Source organism: Streptomyces sp. NPDC087859 (assembly GCF_044742595.1).
GTDB lineage: Bacteria > Actinomycetota > Actinomycetes > Streptomycetales > Streptomycetaceae > Streptomyces > Streptomyces canus_F.
Genome location: NZ_JBIUUU010000017.1, coordinates 151848 through 176907, shown reverse-complemented (window position 1 = coordinate 176907; position 25060 = coordinate 151848). Strand labels below are relative to the sequence as shown.

General features: G+C 69.5%; 27 protein-coding genes. 11 read left to right on the top strand and 16 right to left on the bottom strand.

From position 1 onward, the window contains the following. Positions 1 to 112 precede the first annotated feature (112 nt). Positions 113 to 967, bottom strand: coding sequence for a slipin family protein (locus ACIOHP_RS36375; protein ID WP_401894067.1), 855 nt, complete (start codon positions 965 to 967; stop codon positions 113 to 115). 485 nt (positions 968 to 1452) lie between these two features. On the opposite strand from ACIOHP_RS36375, the gene ACIOHP_RS36370 reads away from it, so the two are divergent. The 4 genes from ACIOHP_RS36370 (at position 1453) to ACIOHP_RS36355 (ending at position 2784) form a co-directional block, all read left to right on the top strand. Beyond that, entirely contained in the window at positions 1453 to 1731 is a 279-nt protein-coding gene (locus tag ACIOHP_RS36370; RefSeq protein WP_361551444.1) for a hypothetical protein, read from the top strand. 79 nt (positions 1732 to 1810) lie between these two features. Continuing rightward, positions 1811 to 2062 (top strand): hypothetical protein, encoded by a 252-nt coding sequence (locus tag ACIOHP_RS36365; RefSeq protein WP_401894066.1) that lies wholly within the window; start codon positions 1811 to 1813, stop codon positions 2060 to 2062. Next, positions 2028 to 2384: a PRC-barrel domain-containing protein gene (locus ACIOHP_RS36360; protein WP_401894065.1), complete on the top strand. Its 357-nt coding sequence runs from the start codon at positions 2028 to 2030 to the stop codon at positions 2382 to 2384. The genes ACIOHP_RS36365 and ACIOHP_RS36360 overlap by 35 nt, the downstream gene beginning before the upstream one ends. 40 nt (positions 2385 to 2424) lie before the next feature. Then, positions 2425 to 2784, top strand: coding sequence for an ANTAR domain-containing protein (locus ACIOHP_RS36355; protein ID WP_401894063.1), 360 nt, complete (start codon positions 2425 to 2427; stop codon positions 2782 to 2784). A gap of 357 nt (positions 2785 to 3141) precedes the next feature. Here ACIOHP_RS36355 and ACIOHP_RS36350 read toward each other — a convergent pair whose 3' ends face one another. The 6 genes from ACIOHP_RS36350 to ACIOHP_RS36325 form a co-directional block, all read right to left on the bottom strand. Next, positions 3142 to 3657: a DUF5994 family protein gene (locus ACIOHP_RS36350; RefSeq protein ID WP_401894062.1), complete on the bottom strand. Its 516-nt coding sequence runs from the start codon at positions 3655 to 3657 to the stop codon at positions 3142 to 3144. A 6-nt stretch (positions 3658 to 3663) separates the two neighbouring features. Next, positions 3664 to 3933, bottom strand: coding sequence for a hypothetical protein (locus ACIOHP_RS36345; RefSeq protein ID WP_401894060.1), 270 nt, complete (start codon positions 3931 to 3933; stop codon positions 3664 to 3666). A gap of 5 nt (positions 3934 to 3938) precedes the next feature. Next, on the bottom strand, positions 3939 to 4379 hold the full coding sequence (locus ACIOHP_RS36340) for a DUF5994 family protein (protein WP_401894058.1): 441 nt from the start codon (positions 4377 to 4379) through the stop codon (positions 3939 to 3941). Between the two features lie 583 nt (positions 4380 to 4962). After that, complete coding sequence (locus ACIOHP_RS36335) at positions 4963 to 6072, bottom strand: fatty acid desaturase family protein (protein ID WP_401894057.1); 1110 nt, start codon at positions 6070 to 6072, stop codon at positions 4963 to 4965. A gap of 19 nt (positions 6073 to 6091) precedes the next feature. Next, complete coding sequence (locus ACIOHP_RS36330; RefSeq protein ID WP_401894056.1) at positions 6092 to 7282, bottom strand: ferredoxin reductase; 1191 nt, start codon at positions 7280 to 7282, stop codon at positions 6092 to 6094. 555 nt (positions 7283 to 7837) lie between these two features. Then, positions 7838 to 8488 carry a hypothetical protein gene (locus ACIOHP_RS36325; RefSeq protein ID WP_361551415.1) on the bottom strand — a complete coding sequence of 217 codons (651 nt, stop codon included), beginning with the start codon at positions 8486 to 8488 and terminating at the stop codon, positions 7838 to 7840. A 377-nt stretch (positions 8489 to 8865) separates the two neighbouring features. On the opposite strand from ACIOHP_RS36325, the gene ACIOHP_RS36320 reads away from it, so the two are divergent. From ACIOHP_RS36320 to ACIOHP_RS36295, 6 genes are all read left to right on the top strand, one after another. After that, complete coding sequence (locus ACIOHP_RS36320; RefSeq protein WP_361551412.1) at positions 8866 to 9693, top strand: SigB/SigF/SigG family RNA polymerase sigma factor; 828 nt, start codon at positions 8866 to 8868, stop codon at positions 9691 to 9693. A 340-nt stretch (positions 9694 to 10033) separates the two neighbouring features. Next, positions 10034 to 10360: a DUF4386 family protein gene (locus ACIOHP_RS36315; protein ID WP_401894055.1), complete on the top strand. Its 327-nt coding sequence runs from the start codon at positions 10034 to 10036 to the stop codon at positions 10358 to 10360. Between the two features lie 105 nt (positions 10361 to 10465). Continuing rightward, entirely contained in the window at positions 10466 to 10636 is a 171-nt protein-coding gene (locus tag ACIOHP_RS36310; protein WP_401894160.1) for a DUF4386 family protein, read from the top strand. A gap of 520 nt (positions 10637 to 11156) precedes the next feature. Further along, a complete protein-coding gene (locus ACIOHP_RS36305) occupies positions 11157 to 11675 on the top strand; it encodes a hypothetical protein (RefSeq protein WP_401894053.1) in 519 nt (172 codons plus the stop codon). A gap of 258 nt (positions 11676 to 11933) precedes the next feature. After that, positions 11934 to 12518: a GNAT family N-acetyltransferase gene (locus tag ACIOHP_RS36300; RefSeq protein WP_361551401.1), complete on the top strand. Its 585-nt coding sequence runs from the start codon at positions 11934 to 11936 to the stop codon at positions 12516 to 12518. A gap of 835 nt (positions 12519 to 13353) precedes the next feature. Continuing rightward, positions 13354 to 13917, top strand: a complete 564-nt coding sequence (locus ACIOHP_RS36295; RefSeq protein WP_401894051.1) for a GNAT family N-acetyltransferase — start codon at positions 13354 to 13356, stop codon at positions 13915 to 13917. Between the two features lie 178 nt (positions 13918 to 14095). On the opposite strand, the gene ACIOHP_RS36290 is transcribed toward ACIOHP_RS36295, so the two are convergent. The 8 genes from ACIOHP_RS36290 to ACIOHP_RS36255 all read right to left on the bottom strand — a co-directional run bounded on the left by ACIOHP_RS36290 (position 14096) and on the right by ACIOHP_RS36255 (position 22948). Further along, entirely contained in the window at positions 14096 to 16075 is a 1980-nt protein-coding gene (locus ACIOHP_RS36290; RefSeq protein WP_401894050.1) for an amino acid transporter, read from the bottom strand. 645 nt (positions 16076 to 16720) lie between these two features. Further along, entirely contained in the window at positions 16721 to 17395 is a 675-nt protein-coding gene (locus ACIOHP_RS36285; protein ID WP_361551392.1) for a hypothetical protein, read from the bottom strand. A 127-nt stretch (positions 17396 to 17522) separates the two neighbouring features. Further along, positions 17523 to 18314, bottom strand: a complete 792-nt coding sequence (locus ACIOHP_RS36280; RefSeq protein ID WP_401894048.1) for an ABC transporter permease subunit — start codon at positions 18312 to 18314, stop codon at positions 17523 to 17525. Next, on the bottom strand, positions 18304 to 19212 hold the full coding sequence (locus tag ACIOHP_RS36275; protein ID WP_361551387.1) for an ABC transporter ATP-binding protein: 909 nt from the start codon (positions 19210 to 19212) through the stop codon (positions 18304 to 18306). Before ACIOHP_RS36275 ends, ACIOHP_RS36280 begins: the two co-directional genes overlap by 11 nt. Next, positions 19209 to 19694: a MarR family transcriptional regulator gene (locus ACIOHP_RS36270; RefSeq protein ID WP_361486441.1), complete on the bottom strand. Its 486-nt coding sequence runs from the start codon at positions 19692 to 19694 to the stop codon at positions 19209 to 19211. The genes ACIOHP_RS36275 and ACIOHP_RS36270 overlap by 4 nt, the downstream gene beginning before the upstream one ends. Positions 19695 to 19768: 74 nt before the next feature. Next, a complete protein-coding gene (locus ACIOHP_RS36265) occupies positions 19769 to 20554 on the bottom strand; it encodes an alpha/beta fold hydrolase (RefSeq protein WP_361551384.1) in 786 nt (261 codons plus the stop codon). 52 nt (positions 20555 to 20606) lie between these two features. Next, positions 20607 to 21089: a hypothetical protein gene (locus ACIOHP_RS36260; protein WP_361551381.1), complete on the bottom strand. Its 483-nt coding sequence runs from the start codon at positions 21087 to 21089 to the stop codon at positions 20607 to 20609. Positions 21090 to 21124: 35 nt separating this feature from the next. Beyond that, complete coding sequence (locus ACIOHP_RS36255) at positions 21125 to 22948, bottom strand: non-ribosomal peptide synthetase (RefSeq protein WP_401894046.1); 1824 nt, start codon at positions 22946 to 22948, stop codon at positions 21125 to 21127. A gap of 297 nt (positions 22949 to 23245) precedes the next feature. Here ACIOHP_RS36255 and ACIOHP_RS36250 point away from each other — a divergent pair, with 297 nt between their 5' ends. Further along, on the top strand, positions 23246 to 23920 hold the full coding sequence (locus tag ACIOHP_RS36250) for a thioesterase II family protein (protein ID WP_401894044.1): 675 nt from the start codon (positions 23246 to 23248) through the stop codon (positions 23918 to 23920). Positions 23921 to 23979: 59 nt separating this feature from the next. Here the strand turns inward: ACIOHP_RS36250 and ACIOHP_RS36245 are convergent, their stop codons facing one another. Further along, entirely contained in the window at positions 23980 to 25059 is a 1080-nt protein-coding gene (locus ACIOHP_RS36245; RefSeq protein WP_361551372.1) for a MupA/Atu3671 family FMN-dependent luciferase-like monooxygenase, read from the bottom strand. Between the last annotated feature and the right edge of the window lies 1 nt (position 25060).

Here is a 25060-nt window from a genome sequence, read left to right as displayed (position 1 = left end):
CCCGCGGTCCCCCATTGCGCACCCGCACACGGGCCCCCGGGGCCCGGGGCCGCATGGGGGGTCCCGGCCCCGCCCGTGCCGGGCCGGCCCCCCGCATTGGCGACGCCGTCAATCAGACGGTGGTCGCCCCGTTCAGTACCGGGGCGGGGTCGGTCCTGGTGTCGTCGCCGGACGGCGGCGCGATGGCCGTGGCGGCCGCTGCTGTCTCGCGAGCGAGGAAGGAGCCGAGTTCGCCGATGGTGCTCATCAGGGGGGCGGGGAAGACAACGGTGGTGTTCTTGTCCACGCCGATCTCCACCAGGCTTTGGAGATTGCGGAGTTGGAGTGCGAGCGGGTGGTTCATCATGATGTCCGAGGCGTCGCCGAGTGCCGCGGCAGCCAGTGATTCGCCCTCGGCGTTGATGATTTTGGCGCGCTTCTCGCGCTCGGCCTCGGCCTGGCGAGCCATCGCCCGCTTCATGCTGTCGGGGAGCTGGATGTCCTTGAGCTCCACCAGGGTGACCTCCACACCCCATTCGGCGGTCGTGACGTCGAGGATCTCGCGGATGCCGAGGTTGATGCGGTCGGTCTCCGAGAGTGTCTCGTCGAGGGTGTGCTGGCCGACGACCTTGCGCAGGGTGGTCTGGGCGATCTGGTTGATCGCCGTGTGAACATTCTCGATCGCGATGACCGATTTCACCGCGTCCACAACCCGGAAGTAGGCGACCGCCGACACATCGACGCTCACGTTGTCGCGGGTGATGATGCCTTGGGACTGGATCGGCATCGTCACGATCCGCAGCGACACCCGGTGCAGTACATCCACGACCGGGACGATGACCCGCAGCCCCGGTTCCCGTGATCCGACGAGTCGGCCGAACCTGAACAGCACCCCTTGTTCGTACTGCTTGACGATCTTGACGGCCATGGCCAGTGCCACCAGGGCAAAGAGGATCGCGATGACCAGAAGGAAGATCAGAGCTTCCATGGTGCTGCTCCTCAATATGAGGACCTCGTCGTTGCCACGCGAAGTCCCGGAGTGCGTCGGCGGAGCACGGGAATCGCCCGGGTCCGTCCGCAGGGCTGCCGGTGTGGCCTGGTGTGACCTTGACGCGACGAGCCGCCCTGCCGTGTATCCAGCATCGTCCGGTGTCCCCGCACACGGCAGGGGCCGAACGACCCCACCTCCCGCCCCAGGCGGTTCGTCCGTCCGGAACGGGCAGGCGGCGGGGTCCCGTCCGGCACCCGGTCCCCATCGGGGCAAGGACGTTCGGTCCCTGTGACGGGACCTGCGGGCGCGCACGGTAGCCCTCCCCGCCCCGGGCAGACGCCAAGTGGCCATCCGCTTTCGACCGGTTGCGTCGAAAGGCGTGGGCACGGGCCGCTCTCCGCGACCTCTGGATAGGGCTAGACTGTTCGAACAGGCCCTGGCCCCCGGCAGCGATGCATCGATCCGCTCCGAGGAGGCCTGCCGTGTTCGTTCTGCTTGTCATCCTGATCGTGGCCCTGTTCGGCCTCGGCTTTCTCAGCCCCCTCTGGTGGGTGGCCGCGGCCGTGCTGCTCTTCGGCGCCACCCGCTACGGCCGCGATCGAGGGGGAGGCTGGATCCGTGGCGACGGTTCCGATCTCGAGGGCTACCGGGACTACCAGGAGCGCCGGGACCGTCAGGACCGCTGGGCCCGCCGCTACAGCCGCCAGAACCGAGCGCGCTGGAGGCGCGAGGACCGTCAGGACCGTGAACGCCGCGAGTGACCGGTGAATCGGCCTGACGTCCAAAGGGCCCGGGCGGCGGGAGCTGGCCGCCCGTGCGGTCGTCGACCAGGCGTGCGGCATGGTGATGGTCCTGGCTTCCCGTCACCGTGGGCCGGCCAAGGGCCTGCTGGTGGACCTCTCGCGGAAGTGCAGGACCGAACTTCCGGAGGTGGCAGCAGCTCTGGTCGCACCTGGGAGGGCGAGCCGCGCAGACAGCGGGGGCTGCGGCGGCTCTACGCGGAAGGCCGAGGGTGCCACGCACCATCGGCGGAGGAACCGTCCGGAAGGGGAAGGCCATGATTCACGCAGCCGATGTCCGGGAGTGGCGTGACCGTGACGTCGTGGATGCCCAGTCGCACAAGATCGGTCTCCTGGAGGCCGTGTACGTGGACACCGCCACGGATGAACCGGCCATGGCCACGGTCCGCATCGGGCTCCCCACGCGACACAGGCTGGTCTTCGTCCCCTTGGCGGACGCGACCGCCGGGCCGGACTATCTCAGGGTCTGCTACGTCAAAGAACTGGTGAGGCAGGCTCCTTCGATCGGCACCGACGACGTGCTGCCCGCCGAGCAGGAGGAAGCGATCTTCAAGCACTACGGACTTGGCTACAAGCCCGGCGCGGCCGGCGAACGGCAACTGGCGCGCCGCTGACCGCTCATGGACACGATGACCGCGTTGTGAGGTACGTACCATGCACCAGGTGACCACGCCCCGCGAAGAACAGTGGCTGGTGACGGCTGTCACGTCGACCGGGGACGCCGCGTTGGCGGTCGAGATTCTCGAACTGCGGGCCAAAGTTGACCAGTTGGGACAGGCGCTGGCAAGTCGTGCGGTGATCGACCAGGCACGCGGCATGGTGATGGCCCTGGCGCCGTGTTCCAGCGAGCGGGCCTGGGACCTGCTGGTGGACGTGTCGCAGCACTGCAACGTCAAGCTCCGGGACGTGGCCGTTGCCCTGGTCGCCACGACGAAGGACGAGGCGCTCCCGGAACAGCTGCGGCGGGAGCTGCACCGGGCGTTGCGGCGCCTTCATGCGGCGGAGCGGCGGTGACGGAGTGCGCGCCTGCACGTGCCGCGGCTCCCCTCGTCCCCTCAGAAATTCCCCGAACTCCCGGAAGGCGGCCTGCGATCGCCGATATGCCGGAGTACTACGAGAAGGGACGTCGTCAGCGGCAGTCTCGCTCGCGCCACCGTTCCGGGACTGCGCGAGCGTCTTCCGGGCGCATGTCACAGTCCCGTGAGGCAGTTGCCCCTCGACCTGTCCGGCGTCACCTGCTGCGACACCCTGGGCCTTGCCGCCCTGAGCCGTGTCGTCGTCGGGGCGCTGAGCGGCAGCGGGCCGATCCGGCTCCTCCGGGTCCTGCCCGATGCCGGCGCGGCCGCCGGGACCACGGCTGTCGAGGCACTGCTACACCGGCCGGGCTCGGCCGGGCGAACTCCGCGGTACATCGCTCCGGTCGGCCTGGGTAACGCCGGTGGCGGCCAGAATCCGCTCGGCTGACACGGCGTTGTCGTCCCGTACGGCCATGGCCATCGCGGCGCGCGCCGGCGAGGGTGCCGTCTCCGGAGGGATCACCAGGAACAGGAAATGGTCCTGGTCGCCCCGGGTGACGATCATCGTGCTGTCCGAGGCGGCGGACCAGTCGATGCGGACTGGATGCCCCTCGACGACCAGACGGCCCGGTGCGCTGTCCCACGCGCTCGCGTCGAGGCCGACGCGGGCGATCGGGCCCAGCCGCGCAGCCAACGCGATGAGCAGTCCGGAGAGCTGACTCTCAGGGTCGCGCGTCCTCGGCCACCACGCACCGTCGAACGTCCCCGTGCGCTGGGGCGTCGTCTCTATCCGCAGGACCGCGGTCCCGGGGAGCACCGGCTCACTGCTGGTGTCTGCCAGCAGCCTGACGGGGTGGGTGGCGGGGAGCATGGCGACTCACTTCTCTCCTGTACGGGTCGGGCGCCGTGGCCGGAGTCTCCCGCGTCCCCCGTCGCGGTGGTCGCGGCGATCGCCGGTGCCGCTCGTTCCGGCACGACCGCGAGCCTTCTGCGGGTCCGAGGGCGCCGCACCCCGGACGGCCAACCGGGAACGGCCGTAGGGGAAAGCGGTGATGCGCTCGGCGTGCTGGTTGTTGAGCAGATGGATCAGGAGCACGCCCACAGCAACCATCGCCAGGAGCACGAGCACGGTCACGAAGGTCTCCATGGCCCTCACACCCTCCGCGCCGGATCCGGCATCGCAAGAGCGGCTGCCGGGACGCCGATCACCGCAGCGATGACGGCCGGGATCCGTGGACGCGCGGTCGGAGCGCGGGCCTCGTGGCCTCCTTCGGCGTCCCAGACAGCTTGCACGGCCCGCTCGCTCTCCGACACGGTGCGCCGGCGCGCCGCCTCCGCCATCAGACGGCCCGTGGTCGAGGTGCGCAGTGGGTCGCTCGCGGCGGCCATCAGCCAGGCGGCCGAGACGGGAGTCGTCTGCGGATCGAACACGAAAGTCAATGAGGGAAATTCCGCCGCCGAAGCACGGGAACGGGGCCACCAGGCGCCACGCAGCGGTGCCGGTGTCGAACCGATGAGAGCCGACGACGCGCGGAGAGATGGAGCGGAGGTCCGGTGTCCGAGTGTCGGCGGGTACGAAACGGTCGCAGTCATGATGCGAACCCTGCTCCGGACCGGTCGCAACCGGCCCGGCGTCATCAATCACCGAAAACGACACAGGCGTAGAGGCCGGTGCGCGAAATACCCTCGGTAACACCAGGGTACTCTTCCGGCCGACCGAACGGACTCTGCCCAGCAATCGCGGTACCCCGGGACCGGCTACCTGAGTCGACCGATCCGGGACCCCGCGGTGATGAACAGATCCGGCGAGCCGTTGCACGGACACGATCCGTGCAAGTACGGGAAGCGGACGGACCGACGCCGAGCACCCGGATACTGATCGGCTGCCGCCGGTCGAGGCCGTCCGTCGCGGGGCTGCGAGAGGGCGTAGGACGGGCTCCGTGCCCGCCTTCGGAGTCCCAGAGCCGCTCCCGGGCCGAGTCGCACTGTCCCTCCGGCGCAGGACACCGGTCGACGCGTGCCGCGTCCCCTGGAGGTCGCCGTCTGGCCGGAACCGCCAGTGCGGCTGTGACAACGGCTCCGGCGCAACCACGCCGGAGCCGCCCTTCCGGGCGGCTGCACGTGAGAGTGAGCCAACCCACGGTCCAGCGTACTGCGGCTGGTGCGGCTCGCGCCGTCAGCCGGCCCAAGCCCGGCGGCGCCGGGACCCGTCCGGCACCGCGTACCGAAGGACGCGGCCCCACATGGACGCGTACTGGCGCCACAGCGGCCCGCTCACATACGTGATCCCGTGCCGGGCGCAGATCTCACGCACCCGTGGCGCGATTTCGGCGTAGCGGTTGCTGGGCAGGTCGGGGAAGACGTGGTGCTCGATCTGGTGGCTCAGGTTGCCGGTGAGCAGGTGGAGGAGAGGACCGCCCTCGATGTTCGCCGAGCCCTGGATCTGGCGCAGGTACCACCCACCGCGCGTCTCGCCCTCCAGCTGTTCCTCCTCGTACGAGAAGGTCCGGACGTCGCCCGGGAAGTGGCCGCAGAAGATCACGGTGTGCGCCCAGATGTTGCGAAGCCCGTTCGCTGCGACGTTGCCGGCCAGGCAGGGCAGCGCGGACGGGCCCGCGAGCAGCGGGAAGAGGACGTAGTCCTTGGCCGCCTGGTGCACCGCCTTGCGGGCCAGGCCGGCCAGGTCGCCGAGGAGGGCCCGCACGCTCTTGCGGCCGGACGGGACGGCGTCCGCCTCCAGGTCGTAGAGGGCGATGCCCCACTCGAAGACGGGGGCCAGCAGCGCGGTGTACAGCGGCTGGAGGAGGTGGGCCGGACTCCAGGGCTGGTCCGGGCTCATGCGCAGGATCGTGTAGCCGAGGTCCCGGTCGAGGCCGACGACGTTGGTGTAGGTGTGGTGCAGGTGGTTGTGGGTGTGCTTCCAGGCGTCGGCGGGGGTGAGGAAGTCCCACTCCCAGGTGGTGGAGTGGATCGCCGGGTCGCCCATCCAGTCCCACTGGCCGTGCAGGATGTTGTGGCCCAGCTCCATGTTCTCCAGGATCTTGGCGGTGGTCAGCAGCGCGGTGCCCGCGAGCCAGGCGGGCGGGAAGAGGGATACGGCCAGGGCGGCGCGACCGCCGGTTTCCAGGCCGCGTTGGACGGCGATCACCGTACGGATGTAGCGAGCGTCCTTCGCGCCGCGCGCCGCGACGATCTCGCCTCGGATCCGGTCCAACTCCTCACCGAGCAGCTCCGTTTGATCCTCGACGGAATGAAGAGAGGTGACAGGTACAGCAGTTGCGGACATCACAGGCTCCTTGAGGGGCCTAGAGAGCGAGGACGAGCGGACCTGCCGCACCATTGACGCAGGTCTGGATCAACTCGCCCGGTTCACCGTGCAGTTCACCGGTCCGCAGATCACGGACACGACCGTGGACCAGCGGGACGAGGCAGCCGAAGCAGAGCCCCCGGCGGCAGCCGTGCGGCATCGCCACACCCGCCGCCTCCCCCGCCTCCAGGAGGGGGACGGCAGCGGACACGTCGGTCTCGACGCCGCTGCGTTCGAACCGGACCCGGCCGCCGGTCGTGGCGGCGCCCGGCGACAGCACGAGGGCAGGCCGGAAACGCTCCACGCGCAACCGCTCACCGGCCCCGGCAGCCGCCCAGTGCCGCTCCAGTGTGTCGAGCAGTCCGTCCGGACCACAGGCCCACGTCTCCCGGTCGCGCCAGTCCGGACAGAGCACGCCGATGTGCTCGGGGACCAGTCGGCCCGCAGTGCGGGTGTACCGCGCGTGGACGCTCAGCCAGGGCAACCGGGCTGTCAGAGCGGCCAGTTCGGCACGGAAGAGGAACTCGTCCGGGCAGGGTGCGCTGTGCAGGAGTACGACGTCGGGGGCGGGCCCGGGGAAGCGGCGGCCCGCGAAGGTGCGCAGTATCCCCGCCACTGGGGTGATGCCACTGCCCGCCGTCACCATCAGCAGGCGCGGCGGCAGCGGATCCTCCGGCAGTGTGAACTCGCCCTGTGCGGGGCCGAGTCGGAGCACGGTGCCGGGCGGGGTGCGGTGCACGAGGTGCGGGGAGACCCGGCCGCCGGGATGCGCCTTGACCGTGATGGTCAGTGTCCGGCCCGGCCACTCGGGGGGTGAGGTGATCGAGTACGTACGCCAGTGCCGTACGCCATCGATCTCCACCCCCACCGGCAGGTGCTGCCCGGGCCGGTGTGGTGCCCAGCCGCGCCCGGGGCGGATCTCCAGCGTGGCCGCCCCGGCGCACTCCGGCCGCACGGCGACCACCCGGCCCGCGGGACGGCGGGCGGACAGCAGCGGGTCGATCAGGCCGAGGTAGTCGTCCGCAGCGAGGGGACTCGCAAGCGGGCTCACGAGAGCACTGGCTATCCGGCCCGCCGCCGTCGGCACAGGGCCGCCGCCGTACGCGGCGAGCCTGTGGGCAAGGCCGACGAGAGCGGTGGACAAACCGGCCGCCGCCATCGACGGGGTCGGTACGCGCAAAACCGGCATGGGAGGGAGCCCTTCTCTCACCACAGGGCACACGCGGGGGCCGGGCGCGTCATCTCGTCGGGCGCATCCCCGCATCACGCACTGGGGATCGCCTCTGTCACCTACGGCGACCCCCGGGTGGCGGGCCGCAGCCGGCGTCCCGCCAGAGAACCACAACGACACGGCCCGTGGCGGACGCGGAAGCAGATTCCGCCACCCCACCCGCCCCGCCCCCCACTCACGCCGAGCGACACGGGGGATCCCGCCCGACGCACGGGGAAGGACCTGGGAAAGCAAGGCGTACGAATTCCGCGCCCGTCCGTCGCACCATGGCCGAATCCCGTTCGCGCCCACGCCGTGTCAGTTCCCGTGCGCTCCGGCACACTTCAGCTCCCAGGCGCTGGGCGCGACCGGGCGTGCACTCAGGACAGCGGTCCGGTCGAAGGCGCCGGCGGGCGGAGTGTCCGGGATGTCGTGCCGCCGCGATCCGCCGCACCGCCCTGCCTCCAGTTCCGGCAACGACTCCACGCGCTCCTGCACGCTTGCGAACCAGCCGTTTCCGGCCGGTGCGGACGGCTATTCGGGCCGCTGGGTACGGTCGTCGTGAGCGAGGCCGTCCGGATGATCCGCCGTGCGTTCCCCGAGGGGAAGAACCATGAGCCGCAGGGCTGTCGGTTCGGGCGGGCGCCGGATCCGCCCCGCGTCCTGCCAGCCCCACGCCTCCAGGGCGGCACCCACCGGACGGTCGGAGTGCTCCACCAGGGTGACGCCGAGCGAGGCGTGGTGGTCGGTGAGCAGGCGCTCCTGGAGCCGGCGGGCGAGTCCGTGGGCGTGCTGGTGCGGATGGACGACGGTTTCGAGGATCGCGAAGACGTGCCCGGACGCGGTCAGTTGTTCCAGGTTCTGTGGCAGCGGACCTTCGAACCCGTGCCACCAGGAGCCGTCGCGCGGCACGGGGAATCCGACGACACAGCCGGTCAGGGCCTGCGCCTCGGCGACCAGCATGTCGAATCCCGGCAGTTTCACGTGGTCGGCCAGACGGTGCAGGAACTTCTGCCGGTCGTGGAACTCCTCACCCGGCTCGGTGGCGGAGGACTCCACGTACAGATCCGCCAGGTCCTCCCGCAGGCCCTCGGCCTGCCAGCGGTTCAGTCGGCGCAGCCGCACCGTGTCCAGGCCGAGACGCTCGGAGCCTTCGGGGTCGGGCGGTTGCAGCGGGGTGCGCATGAGGCGCCTCGGTTCAGGAGACCGGCAGATGTGCGGGAGTGCCATCGTGGCCGATGGGCCGTGCGGCGCCGGGGTCCGGGACGTCTGTACGCCAGCATAGCCCCGGATCGGAGCCCTGCCGGCGCCCGTTGAGGCACGGGGATCTGGGGTGCCGCGATGGACGAACGGTGAACGTGTCGGCCCATCCGCGGACAGCCGCGGGTGGACGCGGGCGCACGGCGGAATCCGTGTTTGAACGCGGGCTGCGCGGGAATCCGTCCGGCGTGCTTCGGACCGGAGGCACGCCCGTGCGAGCAGCTGTCGCTGCTCCTCTGCGCGCTGCGGTCTGCCAGCCTCCCACGGTGAGTGATGCCCGCCGATCAGGGAGACACGTGCCCATGCCATACGTACGCACGCAGAGCTCACGAAGCGCACGCCCCCACGGCTACGACGACACACCGGACACCGACGCAGCGTTCCGCCGCATCGCCGCCCTGCCGGACAGCCCGGAGAGGTCCGCGCTGCGGCAGGAGGTGGTGTGCGCCTGGATGCCGATGGCCGCACGGCTCGCCCGGCGCTTCCGGCACCGCGGCGAGACCTTCGAGGACCTCAACCAGGTCGCCCAACTGGGCCTGGTCAAGGCGGTGTCCCGCTTCGACCCGAGTCTCGGCACCGCCTTCCCGAGCTTTGCCATACCGACGATCCTCGGCGAGGTGAAGCGGCACTTCCGCGACGAGCTCTGGGTCGTGCATGTGCCGCGGCGCGTACAGGAGCTGCGCGGCTGGGTCCGTGCCGCCGGTCACGAGCTTGGCTCTGCGCGGGGCGGACGCGAACCCTCCGTCCCCGAGATCGCCGCGCACACTGGCCTGACCGAGGCGGAGGTACGGCTGGGCCAGGCCGCGCTGGAGAGCTTCACTGCCCTGTCCATGGACGCCATGCCCGCCCGCTCCGTGGACAGCTACCCGCTGACCGACACCCTCGGTGGCACGGAGCCCGGCTTCGACCGGGTCGTCGACCGTGAGGCGCTCCGACCTCTGCTGCGGGCTCTGCCCGAACGCGAACGCCAGATCCTGTACATGAGGTTCTTCCGCGAGATGACGCAGGCCCGCATCGGTCTGCAACTCGGCGTCTCCCAGATGCACGTATCCCGTCTGATCACCCGCACCTGTGCCCGCCTGCACGACCAGGTGATGGCCGACCCCCAGGTGCCGAGGAGGGGCGCGTGACGATGTCCCGGGGCATGGGCGGCGCCCGTGAAAGGCCCTGTTCCGCTTCGCTTGCATCTGCTCTAGGCTTCACGCGGGGAAGACGGGACTGCGACCGTGCCAGGTACCAGTAGGTCTTCCCATCCAGGCTCCCAGCCCTCGAGTCGGAAACCAGGCCCGGCCGGAGCCGCATCGCCGCAGTGAGCGGCTCCAGTCTCCGTCCTCCCGGCATTTCCAGACTGGGTGTTCTCACCAGTCCCGCCGCCGCGGAGGACAGCGCGCGAGGACACGGTGGAGGGGGGCCTCCCATCCTCGCGCCACGTACGGCCGCCGCCGCAGTGCGGCGGCGGCCGTACGGAACGTGAAGCCCGGCGCGGGGCGGCTGTCGGTGACGCTGAGTAGGTCAGGACCCCAGTCCTATCTGCTGCTGCGTTCCGGGCTGGTCGCACGGTGGCTTTCGGCGCTCGGACTCGTGGGTTACGCCGTTCTGCTGGCCGGAGTGGCGAGTGACCTGCTGGGGCTCTTGGACATCAACTCCGGTGCCGGGGCGATGTTCTACGTTCCTGGTGGCTTGTTCGAAGCTGTGCTTCCGCTGCTGCTGATCTTCAAGGGATTCCGCGTCATCGTGCCGGCGCCCGGCACAGTCGATCGTGATGAGCGGCCGACACCCAAGCGCGTCCCCGGATGAACCCGCCCCGCGGGACCTCGCTGACGGTCCGCGACGCCGCTCTGGTCGCGGGAACGGGAATCCTGGCCATGGCTCCTTTGGCGGTCTTCGCCAGGAGCAGGGCGACTGCGTTACGGCATCTGGAACGCCGGGCTCATCTTCTTCGGCATCCACCTGCTGCTGGGACTGCTCGCCTTCAGATCGGACTACGTACCCCGAGTGCTGGGCGTCCTGCTGGCCCTCGCGGGGCTCGGCTACCTCGTGGACAGCCTCGGCACCTCCCTCTCCTCCGGCTAGTGGGCCGAAGTGGCCGTGTTCACGGGCGTAGGCGAACTCCTCCTCATGATCTGGCTCCTGGCCAAAGGCAGGAACATCGGCTCACGGCTTCCGATACGGGCCGAGACGGCGCCCTGGAGAGGGGGACTCCGTCAGCCCCGCCGGACCGCACAGTCGCCCCCGGCACCGCCGACCGCGCGGCCGGCCACCGGCTGGCTCACCCGCCGACCAAGCTCGCTTTTGAAGACGAACACCGGCAGCTCACAGCGGTTCTGGACGCCTGGATCGACAACGGCCTCACGGCAGGCCTGCCCGGCCTGAGCAGCTTCGCCCGCCGGCTCACCAATGATCTCCGCGCCGTCACCGCCGGGCTCACGCTCCGCCGCAGCTCGGACGGCTCCGCGAACCGCATCAAAAAGAACAGCTCGCGTGACCCGCCGCTCTGGCTCGTACGCCCCGCAGTTGAGCATTGTCATCAGAGGCTGGTCACCAGTACGTTCGATCCGCCTTTGTTCGAACAACGGGAAATACGGGGCCTGGCGTGGCACTGCTGGACACACTGGTCACCACAGGCACTGGGGCGCTGTCCGCCACAATCGGGGTCCTGGTCGGGGGCATCGTCACGCACCGGGCCCAGGACCGTCAGTGGCTACGGGACAAGCAGCTGCTCGCCTATCAAGAACTGATCAGCCACTACGCCAAGTTCACGATGACCATCAGCCGCGCCCATGCCGATCGGCAGGGATGGGACTACGACTGGAGCGAGTGGAGCGCGGCCCTGACCCGTGCCAGCCTGGTCGCCCCCGCGGCCGTCGCGGCGGAGATCGACAACTTCGGCAGGGCGATCGGCGCCTTCCTGGACCAGGTGGCGCGTGACCCGGCACGCGACCCGGCACGTGATCCGTTGAACCAGGAAGAGTTCGCCCAGGCCAGCAGGGCGCCCGCCCAAGCCCAGGTGCAGTTGGTGAACGCCATACGACGGTCACTGAGCAAAGATCAAAAGGCGCTGCCCTTCTGGATAGGCGGGTCTCTCGCGGGCAGTCCCGACGACGCCCGATAGACAAGGCACCGCCGGAAAGCCGCCCATCGCCCACGATCACACGGCGCATCCCGACGCTTATCAAGGAATCGAACGTGCCGAGCCCGGCTGGCTGCGCAGCAGGCCCACCGCGCCCTTCGCCCGTGACATGCAGCCCTTGCGCATGAGCCGATCTCGCCTTGAGCTGGCTTACCCGCTGCACTCCATCCGACGGGCAGGCTTCCGAGCTGACATAAAGTGCCTGATCAGATAGGGGGTGTGGGTGTTATCGTCCCTCGCATGGCTGAACTGATCGCTCCCACTGGACGGTTGCATTCCTCGTGGCTCACGGCGCGCGACGAGTGGCAACCTGGTGCTCACCAGGACGGGGCCGGCCTGCGGCTGGTTGGTGACGATGATCTCGACAGCCCGCAAGGGTTCGCCTCATGGGTCGAGCGACTGCGGCAGCAATCGGACCGGTCGCTGCCTGTCGGGGAAGGCCGCGTCCACGCCACCCACTGGTGGATCGTCGACGGCGAGTCATACCTCGGGGCCATCGATCTTCGGCACTATCTGAACGCCCTCCTGTTGGAAGGCGGCGGACACATCGGCTACAACGTTCGGCCTTCTGCCAGGAGACGCGGACTGGCCACGTGGGCGCTGGGAGCGGTTCTCCTCAAGGCACCGGCGCTCGGTCTGGACCGGGTTCTTCTCACCTGTGACGATGGCAACGTCGGCTCCGCGCGCACCATCGAAAGCAATGGCGGCGTCCTCGAGGATGTGCGCAGCACCGAAATTGGGGTCAAGCGCCGCTACTGGATCACTCTCGATGACGCTGGGCACAGCCATTCATTGAAGGCCGCGACAAGGACGGTCGCCTCGTAGCGGACCACTGCCGATAGTCCGTCCTTCGTGGCCACGGCACGGCGGCTTGAGGCGGTTGATGCCGCACTCGACGGTGTGCCGAGCCTTGGAGTCCTGCGGCACCGCGCATTGCCTTCGCCCTGCCGAGTGATCGCGACTCCGAACCGGCCCTGGCGGGATCTGCCTGACCAGCAGCGCTTCGGTGTCCGGCACGGCGCGTGCGGGACAGCCTCTGCCCTGGCCGCGTTCACGGTCGGTCGGGGTGGTGTCCCGCCGAGTGGTGGAGAGGTGCGGGGTTCGTGACTCCGCAGGTCAGTTGGCCGACGCAGTTGCCTCGGCTCTGGGCGGAGCCACACGGCCGGTATGGCTACACCACTCGGCGGGACGCCACCTCGGTCAGCGGTGAGGTTTCGCCCCGGTGCGGGCATCGTCGGTCTGGCCGTGCCCGGTGGGGAGTTGCCTGCGGCGACACGATCCGTGAGCGTCCAGTTGAGGCGGGGCGCGATGGGGTGCCGCGATGGGGGCTTCCTATTCGTGAGGCCGGGGTGCGGGCTGAGTGGCCGGGTCGGCTTCCGGCGCGTCGAGTGCCTGACGGGCTGTTGCGATGCGTGCGTGCAGGCGTCGGGTGCCGCGGGTTGTTCCCGTGGCTGGGGGGTTGCTCCTTCGAATTCGCGGGCTTCTTCAAGGGAGTTGATGACGACGCCGATGAGAAGGTTGACCAGGCGGACGGTCTTGGAAAGAGATGCCTCGCTGCGGCGGGTAAAGCAGGGGCACGGTCATCGAGTGGGGGCCTGGCGCCCCGAATAGGTTCAGTGGCGATGGGGCAGTCTGACTGCCGGGGGCCAGGGGCGAGGGGATGGGTATGGGGCAGGTGTTCTTCCGCAAGCTGAGCCGGTGGCAGGCTGACGGTGACCGGGAGGAGCTGGCGGACCTGTACGTGGCTGCCTACGAGGAACCCCCGGGTGAGGAGTACCGCAATCGCGAACGGTTCCTGGCCAGACTCGCGGAGGATGTCCAACGTCCGGGCTTCGGCATGGTGGTGGCTGACGATGAGGACGGCGATGACGACGAACCCGCGGGGGTGGCGTATGGGTATCCGCTGCACCGTGACGGCTCGTGGTGGCGGGGATTCGTCGGTGTCGTTCCCGACGAGGTCGAGGAACTCACCGCCTCCGGCAAGGCGTTCGTCCTGGCCGAGCTGATGGTGCTGCCGGAGCACCGTCGTCGCGGGATCGGCGGTCGCCTTCAGGAAAGACTGCTCTCCGCCAGCCATGCGGAACTGGCGGTCGTCCTGGTCGACCCCGCCAACACGGTGGCGCAGGCTGCCTTTGGGGCATGGGGTTGGGATGAGTTCGGCGAACTCCGTCCTGGCAGCGGGAATTCCGTGTGTCACGTGCTCACCAAGGCTCTGCCGGGCTGAGCATCAGAGGCGTGCCCGGGCACATCCAGCCCCGCCGCCGCCTGCCCTGTGTACAGGATTCCTCTGACAGAGGGCTGGCTTCTCGCCGCCGCCTGGGCCCGGGCTGCCATGCCTGGCACCCGGGCCTTCCTCTGCGTCGGCTTGCATCTGGGGCTGGTGCAGGTAGGGCGGTGGGGCGTCAGCCTCCGACGTGGATACCGGGGCGGCGGGCGGGATCGGGCTGGTGCTGGCGGATGATCTCGCGGGTGACGGGGGCGGTGTCGCCGCGGCCGAGCAGGAAGTAGCGGAACATGTGGGTCAGGGGGCTGCCTTCGGCCCAGGCGAAGAAGCAGTGCGGCTGGACGCCGGTGGTCTCGTGCAGGCTGAGGAGGATCGCGGCGATGGCGTTCGGTGCGGCGGGGGCTTCGGCGCGCAGGATCCGGTACCCGTCGACTTCGACGCCGTGAACAGAGAGGGTCTCGCTGAAGTCGGACGGGTCCACCACGTCGATCTCCAGGAAGATCACGTCGGCGAGGCCGGGTACCGGGTTGGTGCCGCGCTGCTCCCGTTCCTTGTCGGCGTACTCGGCGCCGTCGCCGGCCTCGCGCCGGTTAGCGATGATGTTGATGGCGTTGTCGTGGGCGAGGGTGTCGGCGATGAACTGGCGGGCGGCCTCATCGAATTCGATTTTCTCTGTGCGTAGTTCGGTGGTGCGTGAGATGCGGGAGATCAGCGAGACGATGATGATGCCGACGATGAACATCGCGGAGAAGGTGATGCCGTCCGGCTTGTCGATGATGTTGGCCACCAGCGCGTAGAGCAGCACCGCGGTGAGCGCAGCGAACCCCACAGTCACGGCGCGTTGGCGGCGGTGATGGGCGGAGACGGTGACGGCGAACGCGCCGGAGACCATCATGGCGAGGATTCCGGTGGCGTAGGCGCCGGCCTGGGCGTCGACATCGGCGTCGAAGGCGAAGGTAATGATGATGCACAGGGCCGTGTAGACGAGGACGACGGGTCGCACTGCGCGGCCCCATTCGGGGGCCATGCCGTAGGCCGGTAGATAGCGCGGGACGATGTTGACCAGTCCGGCCATCGCGGAGGCGCCGGCGAACCAGAGGATCAGGATGGTGCTGATGTCGTAGGCGGTACCGAAGGCTTCCCCGACGTGTTCGTGGGCCAACCAGGAAAGGGCTCGGCCGTTGGCCCCGCCTCCTTCCTCGAACTCCCGGTGGGGGATGAGGACGGTGGTGACGAAACTGGCGGCCAGCAGGTAGACGCTCATGACCAGTGCGGCGGTCGTGAGCAGCTTGCGGGCGTTGCGGATGCGGGACTTCTGCCGCTGCTCGGTGGTCTCGCCCTCGGCGGAGATGAGCGGCATCATGCTCACCCCGGTCTCGAACCCGGACAGGCCCAGCACCAGCAGCGGGAAGGCCAGCAGCGCGGGCCCGGCCAGGTCACCCAGCCCGCCGCCTTCGACGAGCGCACTGCTCCATGCCGAAAGGGGGCCCGGGCTGGTGAACATATCCACCAGGCCGACGCCGATGGTTATCGCGTTGAGCGTGAGGAAAATGGCGACCAGTGGGATGGCTACGCTCACGGCTTCGCTGAACCCGAGCAGGAACACCCCGCCGAGGAGCACCAGGAGTGCCACGGTGATGGCGACCTCGTGTCCGTGCAATGCCTGCGGGGCGTAGGCGTTCTCCACCAGATGCACGGAGGCGTCGGCCTCGGACAGGGTGATCGTGATGATCCACGAGGTCACCACGAACCCGAGCAGGACCAGGACGAACAGTTTGCCCCGCCAAAACGGCAGCAGGTCCTCGAGCATCGCCACCGATCCGGCCCCGTGCGGACTTTCGCGGGCCACCCGCCGGTACATCGGCAGCATCCCCAGCAGGGTCAGAAGCACGAGCACGAGCGTGGCCAGCGGGGAGACCGCACCGGCTGCGAGGGCGGCGATCGCCGGCACGTAGGCCAGGCTGGAGAAGTAGTCGACGCCGGTCAGGCACATCACCTTCCACCAGGCATGAGACTCGTCCGCACCTGTCTCATCCGCCGGGCTGACCGCATGCACCCGGTGCCGGAGCAACCAGCGCGCCACAACTCCACTCTGGCGCTCCGGTACGGCCGGGTTCTCCACCACGTCCGCAGCGGCCAGATCTTTCACGTCCGTCATATCCCCCACACCCTTGAACCCGACCCTTACAACCCGGCGCGAGGCTCCACAGCCCCGCAATGATCATCGAGTATGCAGCCTCTCGGCACCCCCGCATCACCCCACCGGGACGACAGGAGCTAAGCCAAGGCCCACCCCGTCTTCTCTCCCCGCCACCTGCTCAGAAGGGTCCCTGAGCAAAGGAGGGCCATCACACACCGGCATAGCCATGTTCGCGGCATCTCTCGCACGTCATCCGGGTGGACACAGCAAGGGACCGCAGCACCCTTGCGAGGAGGTGGCTGCGGCCCCCTTGCGGTGCAGGGAGGCGTGGGGGTCAGTCCTTGAAGACGTCCTTGACGTGCTCGCCGGCCTGCTTGAGGTCACCCTTTGCCTGCTCGGCCTTGTCCTTGCCGCTCATCGCGCCCTCCCTCGAAGCATCAGCCCGCATGGTTACCTGACCTCGGGTGCCCCGCAGCCTGCCGCTGATGCACGTCCTGTCCCCCGTGCAGCGGGGCAAGCAGGTCATGTGCCGCGACGGACACCGTTGACGAATTCGGCGGTGGTCGCCCAATGACCGGGCGCCGCCGCGGACGGCGAGCACCACACCGGCGATCTCCACCAGGTGCTGCGGCAGCGGGCTGCGGCCCTGGTCGCGCACCGACGTCAGGCGCGGCTCTCGACCACGCTCAGGCTGGGGATGCCCGCGTTGGGCAGGCGGAGGACGGTGCCGTTGAGGCGCATCAAGGGCTGGACCAGAAGGTCGACCACGACGAGGAAGCAGACCGTACCGATGCCGACAGGTCCGCCGAGCAGCCAGCCGCTGACCAGGAGGACGAGTTCGGTGCTGGACTTGGCGGCCCAGAACGGCAGTCGCCAGTGTTCGACCATGCTGATGGCGATCAGGTCCATGGCCCGGATACCGATGCCGCTGATGATGATCAGGGAGGAGCCGTACGCGCACAGCAGGCTGCCGACGAACATGAGGACGGCGTTCGGTACGGGCAGTTCGGCGAGGTCGGCGGCGCGGGCGATGTCGATGAGGCTGCCGCAGAAGAAGAAGGTCACGAACGGCGATATGACCGGACGGCGGTGATTCCACGCCGCCCAGATCGCGATGCACAGGGCCGCGAAGAGTGCCTGCGCGATACCGATCGTCAGAGGCAGGTGGTCGAGCAGGCCGAGCGCGAAGACGTCGAGCGGGTCGGTGCCCAGGTCTGCCGCGATGAAGCAGGAGGCGCCGTACGAGAAGATCACGCAACCGGCCAGATACGCCGCGTACTGCGGACGGTCGAAGCGGCGCAGGTGGGTCAGGATCCCGGAGATCACCGGCCTTGCCATGGACACGTACCTCCACACTGTCGGACGAACGGCAGGGGGCAGCACTGCAAGCACGGGGCCGGGCGAGATGCCCGGCCCCGGCAGGGTCTTGTCCGCGAGTTCGCGGTGGCGACAGGAGCGGCGCGTGTCAGCTGTTGATGTCGCGCCTGGAGAAGGACCGCATCCCGACGGCCAGTACGACCGCGGTCGCGGCGAGCAGGACGACCACACCGCCGAGGGAGAAGCCGTCGCGCAGGGGGTGGGTGCTCTGCGCCCAGTAGAAGGGGGTGAGGCGCTGCAGGAAGTGCAGGCCGTCGATCTGCGAGGCGATCGCGTTGAGCACGTACGTTCCGACGGCCACGGCGCTCGTCGCGCCGAGGGTGACGGGCCTGCTGCCGGTGACGCCTCCGACGCACAGGGCGAGTGCGCCGAAGAACAGGGCCAGCAGGCCGAGTTGGACCGCACCGGCGACGATGTTGCCGGCCGGCACGTTCATGTCCTGCGAGGACGCCAGACCGGTCACCTCAAGGGCGATCAGCAGGGTGAGGGCGGAAAGTGCCGTGAAGAGCGCGCCGAACCGTTCGAGGCCGAGGCGCCGGCGGGTGATGGGGTAGGCGAGGTACAGGTCGAGCACCCCGGACTGCTCTGGGGCGGCGATGGCCCGGGTGCCGGTGGAAATGGCGAAGATGAGCAGGAGCAGCGGTCCGAGCAGGCCGAAGACCGTGCCTTCGAGGAAGCCGGCGCCGCTGGTGAGGTCGTCGAAGTTCATGGCGCCCGCCATGCCCGAGGGGATCGAGTCCAGGGCGTCGCCCTGATCCTTCACCTGCGCGTAGGACGAGGTGTAGATGGCCATCACGACCGCGATGCCCAGGGCCCACAGCAGCAGTCCGCGCCGCTGGTCTCGGATCGCCTTGCCGAAAACGGGGAGGTCAGTGGACAACGGAGGCGCCTTCCTTGACGTACTCGTCCATGAAGATGGCTTCCAGGTCCGGCTTGTGGCAGAACAGTGCGTCCACGCGGTAGCGAGCCGCCTGCTTGATCAGGGCGTCGACGCTGCCGTCGACACTGCAGTGCAGTGTGTGCCCCTCGACGCGGACTCCGGCGACATGTGCCAGTCCGGTGAAGTCCTCGGTGCTGAAGGGCTCGCCGAAGCGGATCTCCACCTGGCTGACGGCCTGGCGCTGGAGCGACTCCACGGTGCCCGCGGTCACCAGGTGCCCGTCCTTGATGATGGCCACCCGGTCGGCGACCTCCTGGACCTCGCTGAGGATGTGCGAGGACATGAAGACCGTCTGTCCGTCCGCCTTGGCCTCGGTGACGAGGTTCAAGAAGACCTGCTGCATCAGGGGGTCGAGGCCGCTGGTCGGTTCGTCGAGCACGAGCAGAGCGGGCCGGTGCATGAAGGCCTGGACGATGCCGACCTTCTGTTTGTTGCCCTTGGACAGATTCTTCACCTTGCGGGTGCGGTCCAGTTCCAGGCGTTCACTGAGCTCCGTCACCCAGGCGGGGTCCACGTGGCCCTGTAACCGTGCGAAGAACCCGAGCAGTTCGCCCACGTTCTCCGCGCCCTCCAGGACGAGTTCGCCGGGCAGGTAGCCGATCTGCGCACGTAACTCCGCGCCCTGGGTCACGGGGTCGAGGCCCAGGACGCGGATCGTGCCGGAGGTGGGGCGGATCAGGTCGAGGATCATTTTCATGGTCGTCGTCTTCCCGGCCCCGTTGGGGCCGAGGAAACCGAAGATCTCCCCGCGCCGGACCTCGAGATCGAGGTCGGCGACGCCGCGGCCCCCGGGATACCGTTTGGTGAGACCGGTCGTCTCGATCGCCGCTAAGGTCACTTCTCTCCTCCATCGTGAAGCCGTTGCTCGCGGTGGCGGGCGAGCAACGGCGGCAGTTCGCTTTGCATCCAGCGGTACAGGTCGGCCACGTTCTCCAACCGGGCCCGGCGGGCCGGGGATTCGTGCGCCAGGAGTGCGCTGCCCTTGTCCAGCACCTTGAGGATGTTGGTGACGGCGGCGAGACGCTCGAAGACCGAGGTGACCCACCCCTCGTCGTTGATCCGGTAGTACGTGCGCCGGTCTCCGGGGACGGACACCTTCTCCACCAGACCCGCCTGCATCAACTGGCGGGTGGAGGTGGAGATGGATGCTTTGCTCGCGCCCAGGGTGTCGACCAGTTGCCCCGCCGTCTGCTCCGGCGGATCGCAGATCAGCAGCCACCCGATGACGCGGCCGGTGATCCTGGGAAGACCGGCGTCCTGCTCGAAGTACAGGGCCACGTCCTCGGCGAAGCGCAGGGCCTCGTCGTGTGTGAGTGCCATGGCGTTCAGCGTATTCCGAACGTACTGCACTGACAAGACAAGCGGAACCTCAGCCACCCGCGCGAGTGAACAGGTCAGGGCACCACGGTGCGCGCGAGGTCCTGTGCCAGCAGGCCCAGCAGGGCGGCCCGGTGCTCCTGGAGGAAGAAGTGCCCGCCTCGATAGGTGTGCTGGGTGAAGCCGCCGGCACCGTGGTGGCGCCAGCCGCGCATGTCCTCCTCGCGCGCTTCCTGGTCGTCGCTGCCCGAGAGCGCGGTGATCGCACATCGCAGCGGCCGCTCGGCGCGGTAGCGGTACGTCTCCAGCATGGCGATGTCACCGCGCAGCACCGGCAGATAGAGAGCCCGCATCTCCGGGTCCCGGCGGATCTGCGGCGGCACCGCACGAAAGCGGCGGTCCAGCGCGTCGAGGAACTCCTCGTCGGACAGCAGGTGGGACATCCGCTGCGCCTGCGGGATCTCCGGGGTGCCGCGCGCCGACACGGTCAGATGGGACACCTCCAGGCCGTGACCGCGGCGCAGTTCCCTGGCCACTTCGAAGCCGACGAGCGCACCGAGGCTGTGCCCGAACACCGCGAACGGACCATCGAGAGCCGGCGCCAGAGCGTCCGCGGCCTCGCGTGCCAGGCGGATCAGGTCGGTGCGGGGTTCCTCCCGGAGCCGTACCTCGCGCCCTGGCAGCCGCAGCAGCCACACGTCGATCCAGTCGGGCAGTCCGGCCGCCCAGCCGTGGAAGACCGTGGTGCCGCCACCCGCGTACGGCACGCACAGCAGTCGCACCGCGGCGCCGTCCCGTGGCTCCGGGCGGAGCACCCACTGGGGGTCGATTGCCGGGCGGGTGGTCGGAGCAGGCGTCTGCATGGTGAACTCCCCCTTGTCTGCGTGTGCGAGACGGACCCGCCCCAGGGCCCGGTCAGGAAGCGGCGGCGGACTTCTCGTAGCGGTGCCAGAGAGCCGGCATCTCGGTGGCGAGGTGGCCGAAGAGCTTCTCCATGTTCCGCAGCCGGGCCAGCCGCTCCGCGGAAGCTCCCTCGGCCTCCAGGGCCTTGAGGCCTTCGGCCATGGTCTCGTGGAAGTTCGGCCAGCTCAGGAAGGTGTGCTGGATGACCCGGGGCCAGGTGGCGTCCTGCAGCGTGAGGTAGTAGTCGCCGTCCTCGGCCTCCTCACGGATGAGGAACTCGGCCGGAACCAGTTGGTCGGACATTTTGTCGACCGCGTCCCGGGGGATGCCGAGCTTGGCGCTGATCTCGCTGGCCAGCTGCCGTGCCGGTTCGGAGATCAGCAGATATCCGATCACCTCGCCGCGGTCGGCGGCCATGCCGTCCTTCTCGTAGTAGGCGCCGATCCGGGTGACGATCTCACGCTCGGCGGCGGGGATGGCGTTCGCTGTGGTCACGGAATGCCCTTCGTGGGTGGTGGGTTGCGGGTGTGTCAGTTCTCGGGCGCCGCGGCGCCGGCCGCGCGCAGGTGCGCCGCATAGCGGGTCGGCGTCGAGTGGTCCAGGAAGGCGGCCAGGCCGGTGGCCGCTCCCCAGCCCTCGCGGATGCGGCCGACGATCTCCATGGCGGCCAGGGACTGCCCTCCGATCTCGCTGAACTCGTCGTGGGCGCCGATGCCCTGACGGCCCAGGACCTCCTCCCACACCCGGATGACCGCCGACACCAGTACGTCGTCCGGTGCGGTGGCCTCGGCGGCGAGTGCCGCGGTGTCCTCGGGGAAGGGCAGCGCGGAGCGGTCCGCCTTGCCGTTCGGCAGCAGTGGGATGCCGGACAGGAAGAAGAACCGGCCGGGTATGGAGTGGGCCGGTACCGTCCGGGCCAGGTGCTCGCGGCACTGGGCGGCGGTGAGCAGCCGACCGGGCTCCGGTACGACGTAACCGACCAGGAACCCCTCGCCGACGCGGTCCTGGCGGGCCACGACGGCCGCCTCGCGGATATCGGGGTGCTGTTCCAGGGCGGTCTCCAGCTCCCCCGTCTCCACCCGTACGCCGCGGATCTTCACCTGGCCGTCCAGCCGGCCGAAGAACTCGATGCCGCCGTCCGGCCGGACGGCCGCGAGGTCACCGGTGCGGTACATGGTCGCGTCCGGCGACTCGGCGAACGGGTCGGGCACGAAGCGTTCCTCGGTCAACTCCGGGCGCCGCCAGTAGCCCTGCCCGACGCCGGCCCCACCGATGTACAACTCGCCGCGCTCGCCGCGCGCGACCGGACGGCCGTCCGCGCCAAGGACGTGGGCGGTGTGGCCCGGCAGGGTGTGCCCCCAGGGGATCGCATCCCGTTCGGCGTCCTCCTTGCGCACCGGGTAGACGGTGCTGCAGCAGGACACCTCGGTCATGCCGGCCACGTTGAACGCCCGTACCGACGGACCCAGTTCACCGAGAGTGGCGGCCATGACGGGCGGGAAGCGGTCACCGGCCAGCACCACCGTGCGCAGCGCCTCGGGCAGGGTCCCGGTGCGTCGCCGGGCGGTGTCGGTGAGGGGGCGCAGCAGGGCCGGCGCCGAGGACCACACGGTCACCGACTCCGCGGTCAGCAGATCGAGGAGCGCGCCGGGGTCGGTGCGCTCCGCCGCGAGCGGGACGACCACGGTGGCGCCGGACGCGAAGGTCGCGAAGATCTCGATGACGGACAGGTCGAAGTTGAGCGACGACACCTGCAGCACCCGGTCACTGTGGTCCAGGCCGATGGCTTCGGCGAGGCCGCGCATGGTCAGGGTGACACCGGCATGCCGGTTCATGGCGCCCTTGGGACGTCCGGTGGAGCCGGAGGTGTAGATGAGGTACGGCAGTTGGGAGGGATCCACCTCGGGCAGCGGGAGTGGCTCACGCGGCTCGGCCGGCCGGTCCGCACGCAGTTCCTCCAGCCCCAGGAGGCCGGGCACCCAGGCGGACGCCTCGTCCACCAGGACCGTCCGGGCTCCGCTGTCGGCCAGGATGAACCGGATGCGTTCCTCGGGATAGGCAGGGTCCACCGCGACGTAGGCCGCTCCGGCCCGCAACACGGCGAGCACGGCGACCACCATGTGGTCGCTGGGCGCCATGGACACCCCGACCAGTTCGCCGGCGCCGAGGCCACGGTCGAGGAGCAGTCGGGCCAGCGCCGCGCTGCGGTCGTCGAGTTCCCGGTAGGTGGTGGCGCGCCCGGCATGGCGGACGGCGACGGCCTGCGGCCGCTGCCGGGCCTGGGTCAGCGCCAGTCCGTGCAGTGTTGACGGGGCGCTCAGGTCCGCGTCGACGTCACCGCTGAGAGCGCGCATGAAGCAATTCCTCCTCAGGCCGCAGGAAAAGGGCCGCACAGGGCTTCGTGAATCCCGGTCGCATCCCGACACTAGCCATGCCAGGGCCTCCGATCAATACCGCAGAATAGTCTTGCCAAAATTCCTGCACCCTCCCCGGCGCCGCGACGCCCGCAGCCCCAGATATTCTCGGACTCTTGACCTACACCCACCTGAACTGCTCTATCATTTCGCTGCATGACTTCCATTCGGCTGGATCCCGACCGTTGGTTTCTGCGGGCCGGGCGCAGAAGCAATCCCCGGCTGACCGTCCTCGCCGTGCCCTGGGCCGGCAGCGGCACCGCCGCCTACCACGGCCTCGCGGATCTGCTGCCGGCCGACGTCGACCTGTGGATGCTGCGCCTCCCGGGCCGTGAAGTGCGCCGTCAAGAACCCCTCGTCACGACGATGAGCGAGCTCGCCGGTCCCGCTGCCGCCGCCTGCGCACAGGCTCTGACCGGCGATTTCGTCCTCTTCGGGCACAGTTCAGGCGCGCTGACGGCGTTCGACGTGGCCCGTCGGCTGCGCCGCGAACACGGTCGGCTGCCCGCCCTGCTCGCCGTCAGCGCACAGCCCGCACCCCACCTCCCGCCGCGCTACGCGCCCATCCACGGCCTGCCCGTCGAGCGCTTCCTCAACGCGCTGGACGAGCGCTGCCACAGCGTTCCGCCGGCGTTGCGGGCCGATGCGGAAATGCAGGAGGTGTACGTGCCCGCCATGCGTGCCGACGTGGCCGTCGAGGAAACCTACGAATACCTTCCGGAAACTCCGCTCGAATGCCCGGTATCAGCTTTCGGCGGAGAATCCGACACGGAATGCAGAATTACCGACCTGGAGGCATGGCAGGTCCACACGTCGGGGAAATTCACCCTCAACGTGCTACCGGGCGACCATTTCTTCTTCCAGACCTCCCGTGAATCTGTAGTGAAACTCCTCGTCGAACAGGCCGGCTGATTCCCCGTCCGGTGCCCCCGCCCGTCGGGGCGGGGGCACCGTCGTGTCCGGACGACGGATCACTGGTCGTAGTAGCCGCCCAGCCGACGCGCCGTCGACGTCGGCCGGGTGCGCCCGGCGGCAGGGCCGCAGGCACGGCGCAGGGCGTCCAGCCGGGGCAGGCCGGCCAGCACCTCGGCGAACGGCAGCCCGAAGTCGACCAGACAGGCGACCTCGTCCACGCCGATGCCGGCGAGCCGCTCGACCACCTCGGCGCACTTGCCCGGAGTGCCGAGCAGGGAGCGCCGGTCGTAGAAGTCCCGGGCCACCAGCGTGGCCAGCTGCTCCTGCTCCGCGTCCGACATGGCGGCGGAGCTGTCGTCGCTCCGTTTCTGGGTGAGGAAGGTGGACAGATAGCGGCGTACCGGATCTCGGACGACGCCCCACACCTGGTCCTCGTCGTCCCCGAGGTAGGTGTGCATGCCCACCGTGACCGTGCCGCCCGCCGGGTCGAGTCCGGCGGCCGCCCGCTCCTTGCGATAGGCGGCGATGTTGTCCGCGAGCCGTTCCCAGCTGTCCAGCAGGGTCAGCACACCGAGGTCGCGCCGGCCTGCCTCCAACCAGGTGGCGGGGTTGGACGTGTGCACCAGCCACATGGGCAGCTCCGGCTGGTGCGGCCGGGGGAAGGTGCGCACGGAGAGCGTGCTGTCCTCCGGCCCGGGGAAGGGGACCTCCTCCCCTCGCCACAGCGCACGCAGGGTGTCGACGGTGTCGAGGGTGTACTCGCGCCGGTCAGCGAAGTGGCCGGGCTGGAACACGAAGTCCCCGCGGTGCCAGCCGGTCGCCAGGCACAGCCCCACCCGGCCGGCGGAGAGCTGGTCGACCAGCGACCACTCCTCGACGATCCGCACCGGGTGGTGATGCGGCACGACCACGCTGCCGGCCCTCAGCTCGACGCGCTCGGTGACGGCGGCGATGGCCGCGGCCAGCACCGAGGGATTGGGGAAGCTCCCGCCGAACTCCTGAAAGTGACGCTCAGGCACCCAGATCGCCCGGAAGCCGCGGGTGTCGATGAAGCGGGCCACGTCGAGGATGAACCGGTACCGGTCACGCGGAGACTGGCGGTCGTCCGCGGCGAAGAAGTAGACGCTGAACTCCATC

Bases quoted from the DNA above. Each gene is read 5' to 3' on its own strand.
- ACIOHP_RS36245 (WP_361551372.1), bottom strand. From the start codon at position 25,059: ATGGAGTTCAGCGTCTACTTCTTCGCCGCGGACGACCGCCAGTCTCCG.
- ACIOHP_RS36325 (WP_361551415.1), bottom strand. From the start codon at position 8,488: ATGCGCACCCCGCTGCAACCGCCCGACCCCGAAGGCTCCGAGCGTCTC.
- ACIOHP_RS36365 (WP_401894066.1), top strand. From the start codon at position 1,811: ATGGTGATGGTCCTGGCTTCCCGTCACCGTGGGCCGGCCAAGGGCCTG.
- ACIOHP_RS36360 (WP_401894065.1), top strand. From the start codon at position 2,028: ATGATTCACGCAGCCGATGTCCGGGAGTGGCGTGACCGTGACGTCGTG.
- ACIOHP_RS36265 (WP_361551384.1), bottom strand. From the start codon at position 20,554: ATGCAGACGCCTGCTCCGACCACCCGCCCGGCAATCGACCCCCAGTGG.
- ACIOHP_RS36350 (WP_401894062.1), bottom strand. From the start codon at position 3,657: ATGCTCCCCGCCACCCACCCCGTCAGGCTGCTGGCAGACACCAGCAGT.
- ACIOHP_RS36330 (WP_401894056.1), bottom strand. From the start codon at position 7,282: ATGCCGGTTTTGCGCGTACCGACCCCGTCGATGGCGGCGGCCGGTTTG.
- ACIOHP_RS36270 (WP_361486441.1), bottom strand. From the start codon at position 19,694: ATGGCACTCACACACGACGAGGCCCTGCGCTTCGCCGAGGACGTGGCC.
- ACIOHP_RS36375 (WP_401894067.1), bottom strand. From the start codon at position 967: ATGGAAGCTCTGATCTTCCTTCTGGTCATCGCGATCCTCTTTGCCCTG.
- ACIOHP_RS36340 (WP_401894058.1), bottom strand. From the start codon at position 4,379: ATGACTGCGACCGTTTCGTACCCGCCGACACTCGGACACCGGACCTCC.
- ACIOHP_RS36345 (WP_401894060.1), bottom strand. From the start codon at position 3,933: ATGGAGACCTTCGTGACCGTGCTCGTGCTCCTGGCGATGGTTGCTGTG.
- ACIOHP_RS36355 (WP_401894063.1), top strand. From the start codon at position 2,425: ATGCACCAGGTGACCACGCCCCGCGAAGAACAGTGGCTGGTGACGGCT.
- ACIOHP_RS36295 (WP_401894051.1), top strand. From the start codon at position 13,354: ATGGGTATGGGGCAGGTGTTCTTCCGCAAGCTGAGCCGGTGGCAGGCT.
- ACIOHP_RS36285 (WP_361551392.1), bottom strand. From the start codon at position 17,395: ATGGCAAGGCCGGTGATCTCCGGGATCCTGACCCACCTGCGCCGCTTC.
- ACIOHP_RS36300 (WP_361551401.1), top strand. From the start codon at position 11,934: ATGGCTGAACTGATCGCTCCCACTGGACGGTTGCATTCCTCGTGGCTC.
- ACIOHP_RS36335 (WP_401894057.1), bottom strand. From the start codon at position 6,072: ATGTCCGCAACTGCTGTACCTGTCACCTCTCTTCATTCCGTCGAGGAT.
- ACIOHP_RS36320 (WP_361551412.1), top strand. From the start codon at position 8,866: ATGCCATACGTACGCACGCAGAGCTCACGAAGCGCACGCCCCCACGGC.
- ACIOHP_RS36290 (WP_401894050.1), bottom strand. From the start codon at position 16,075: ATGACGGACGTGAAAGATCTGGCCGCTGCGGACGTGGTGGAGAACCCG.
- ACIOHP_RS36255 (WP_401894046.1), bottom strand. From the start codon at position 22,948: ATGCGCGCTCTCAGCGGTGACGTCGACGCGGACCTGAGCGCCCCGTCA.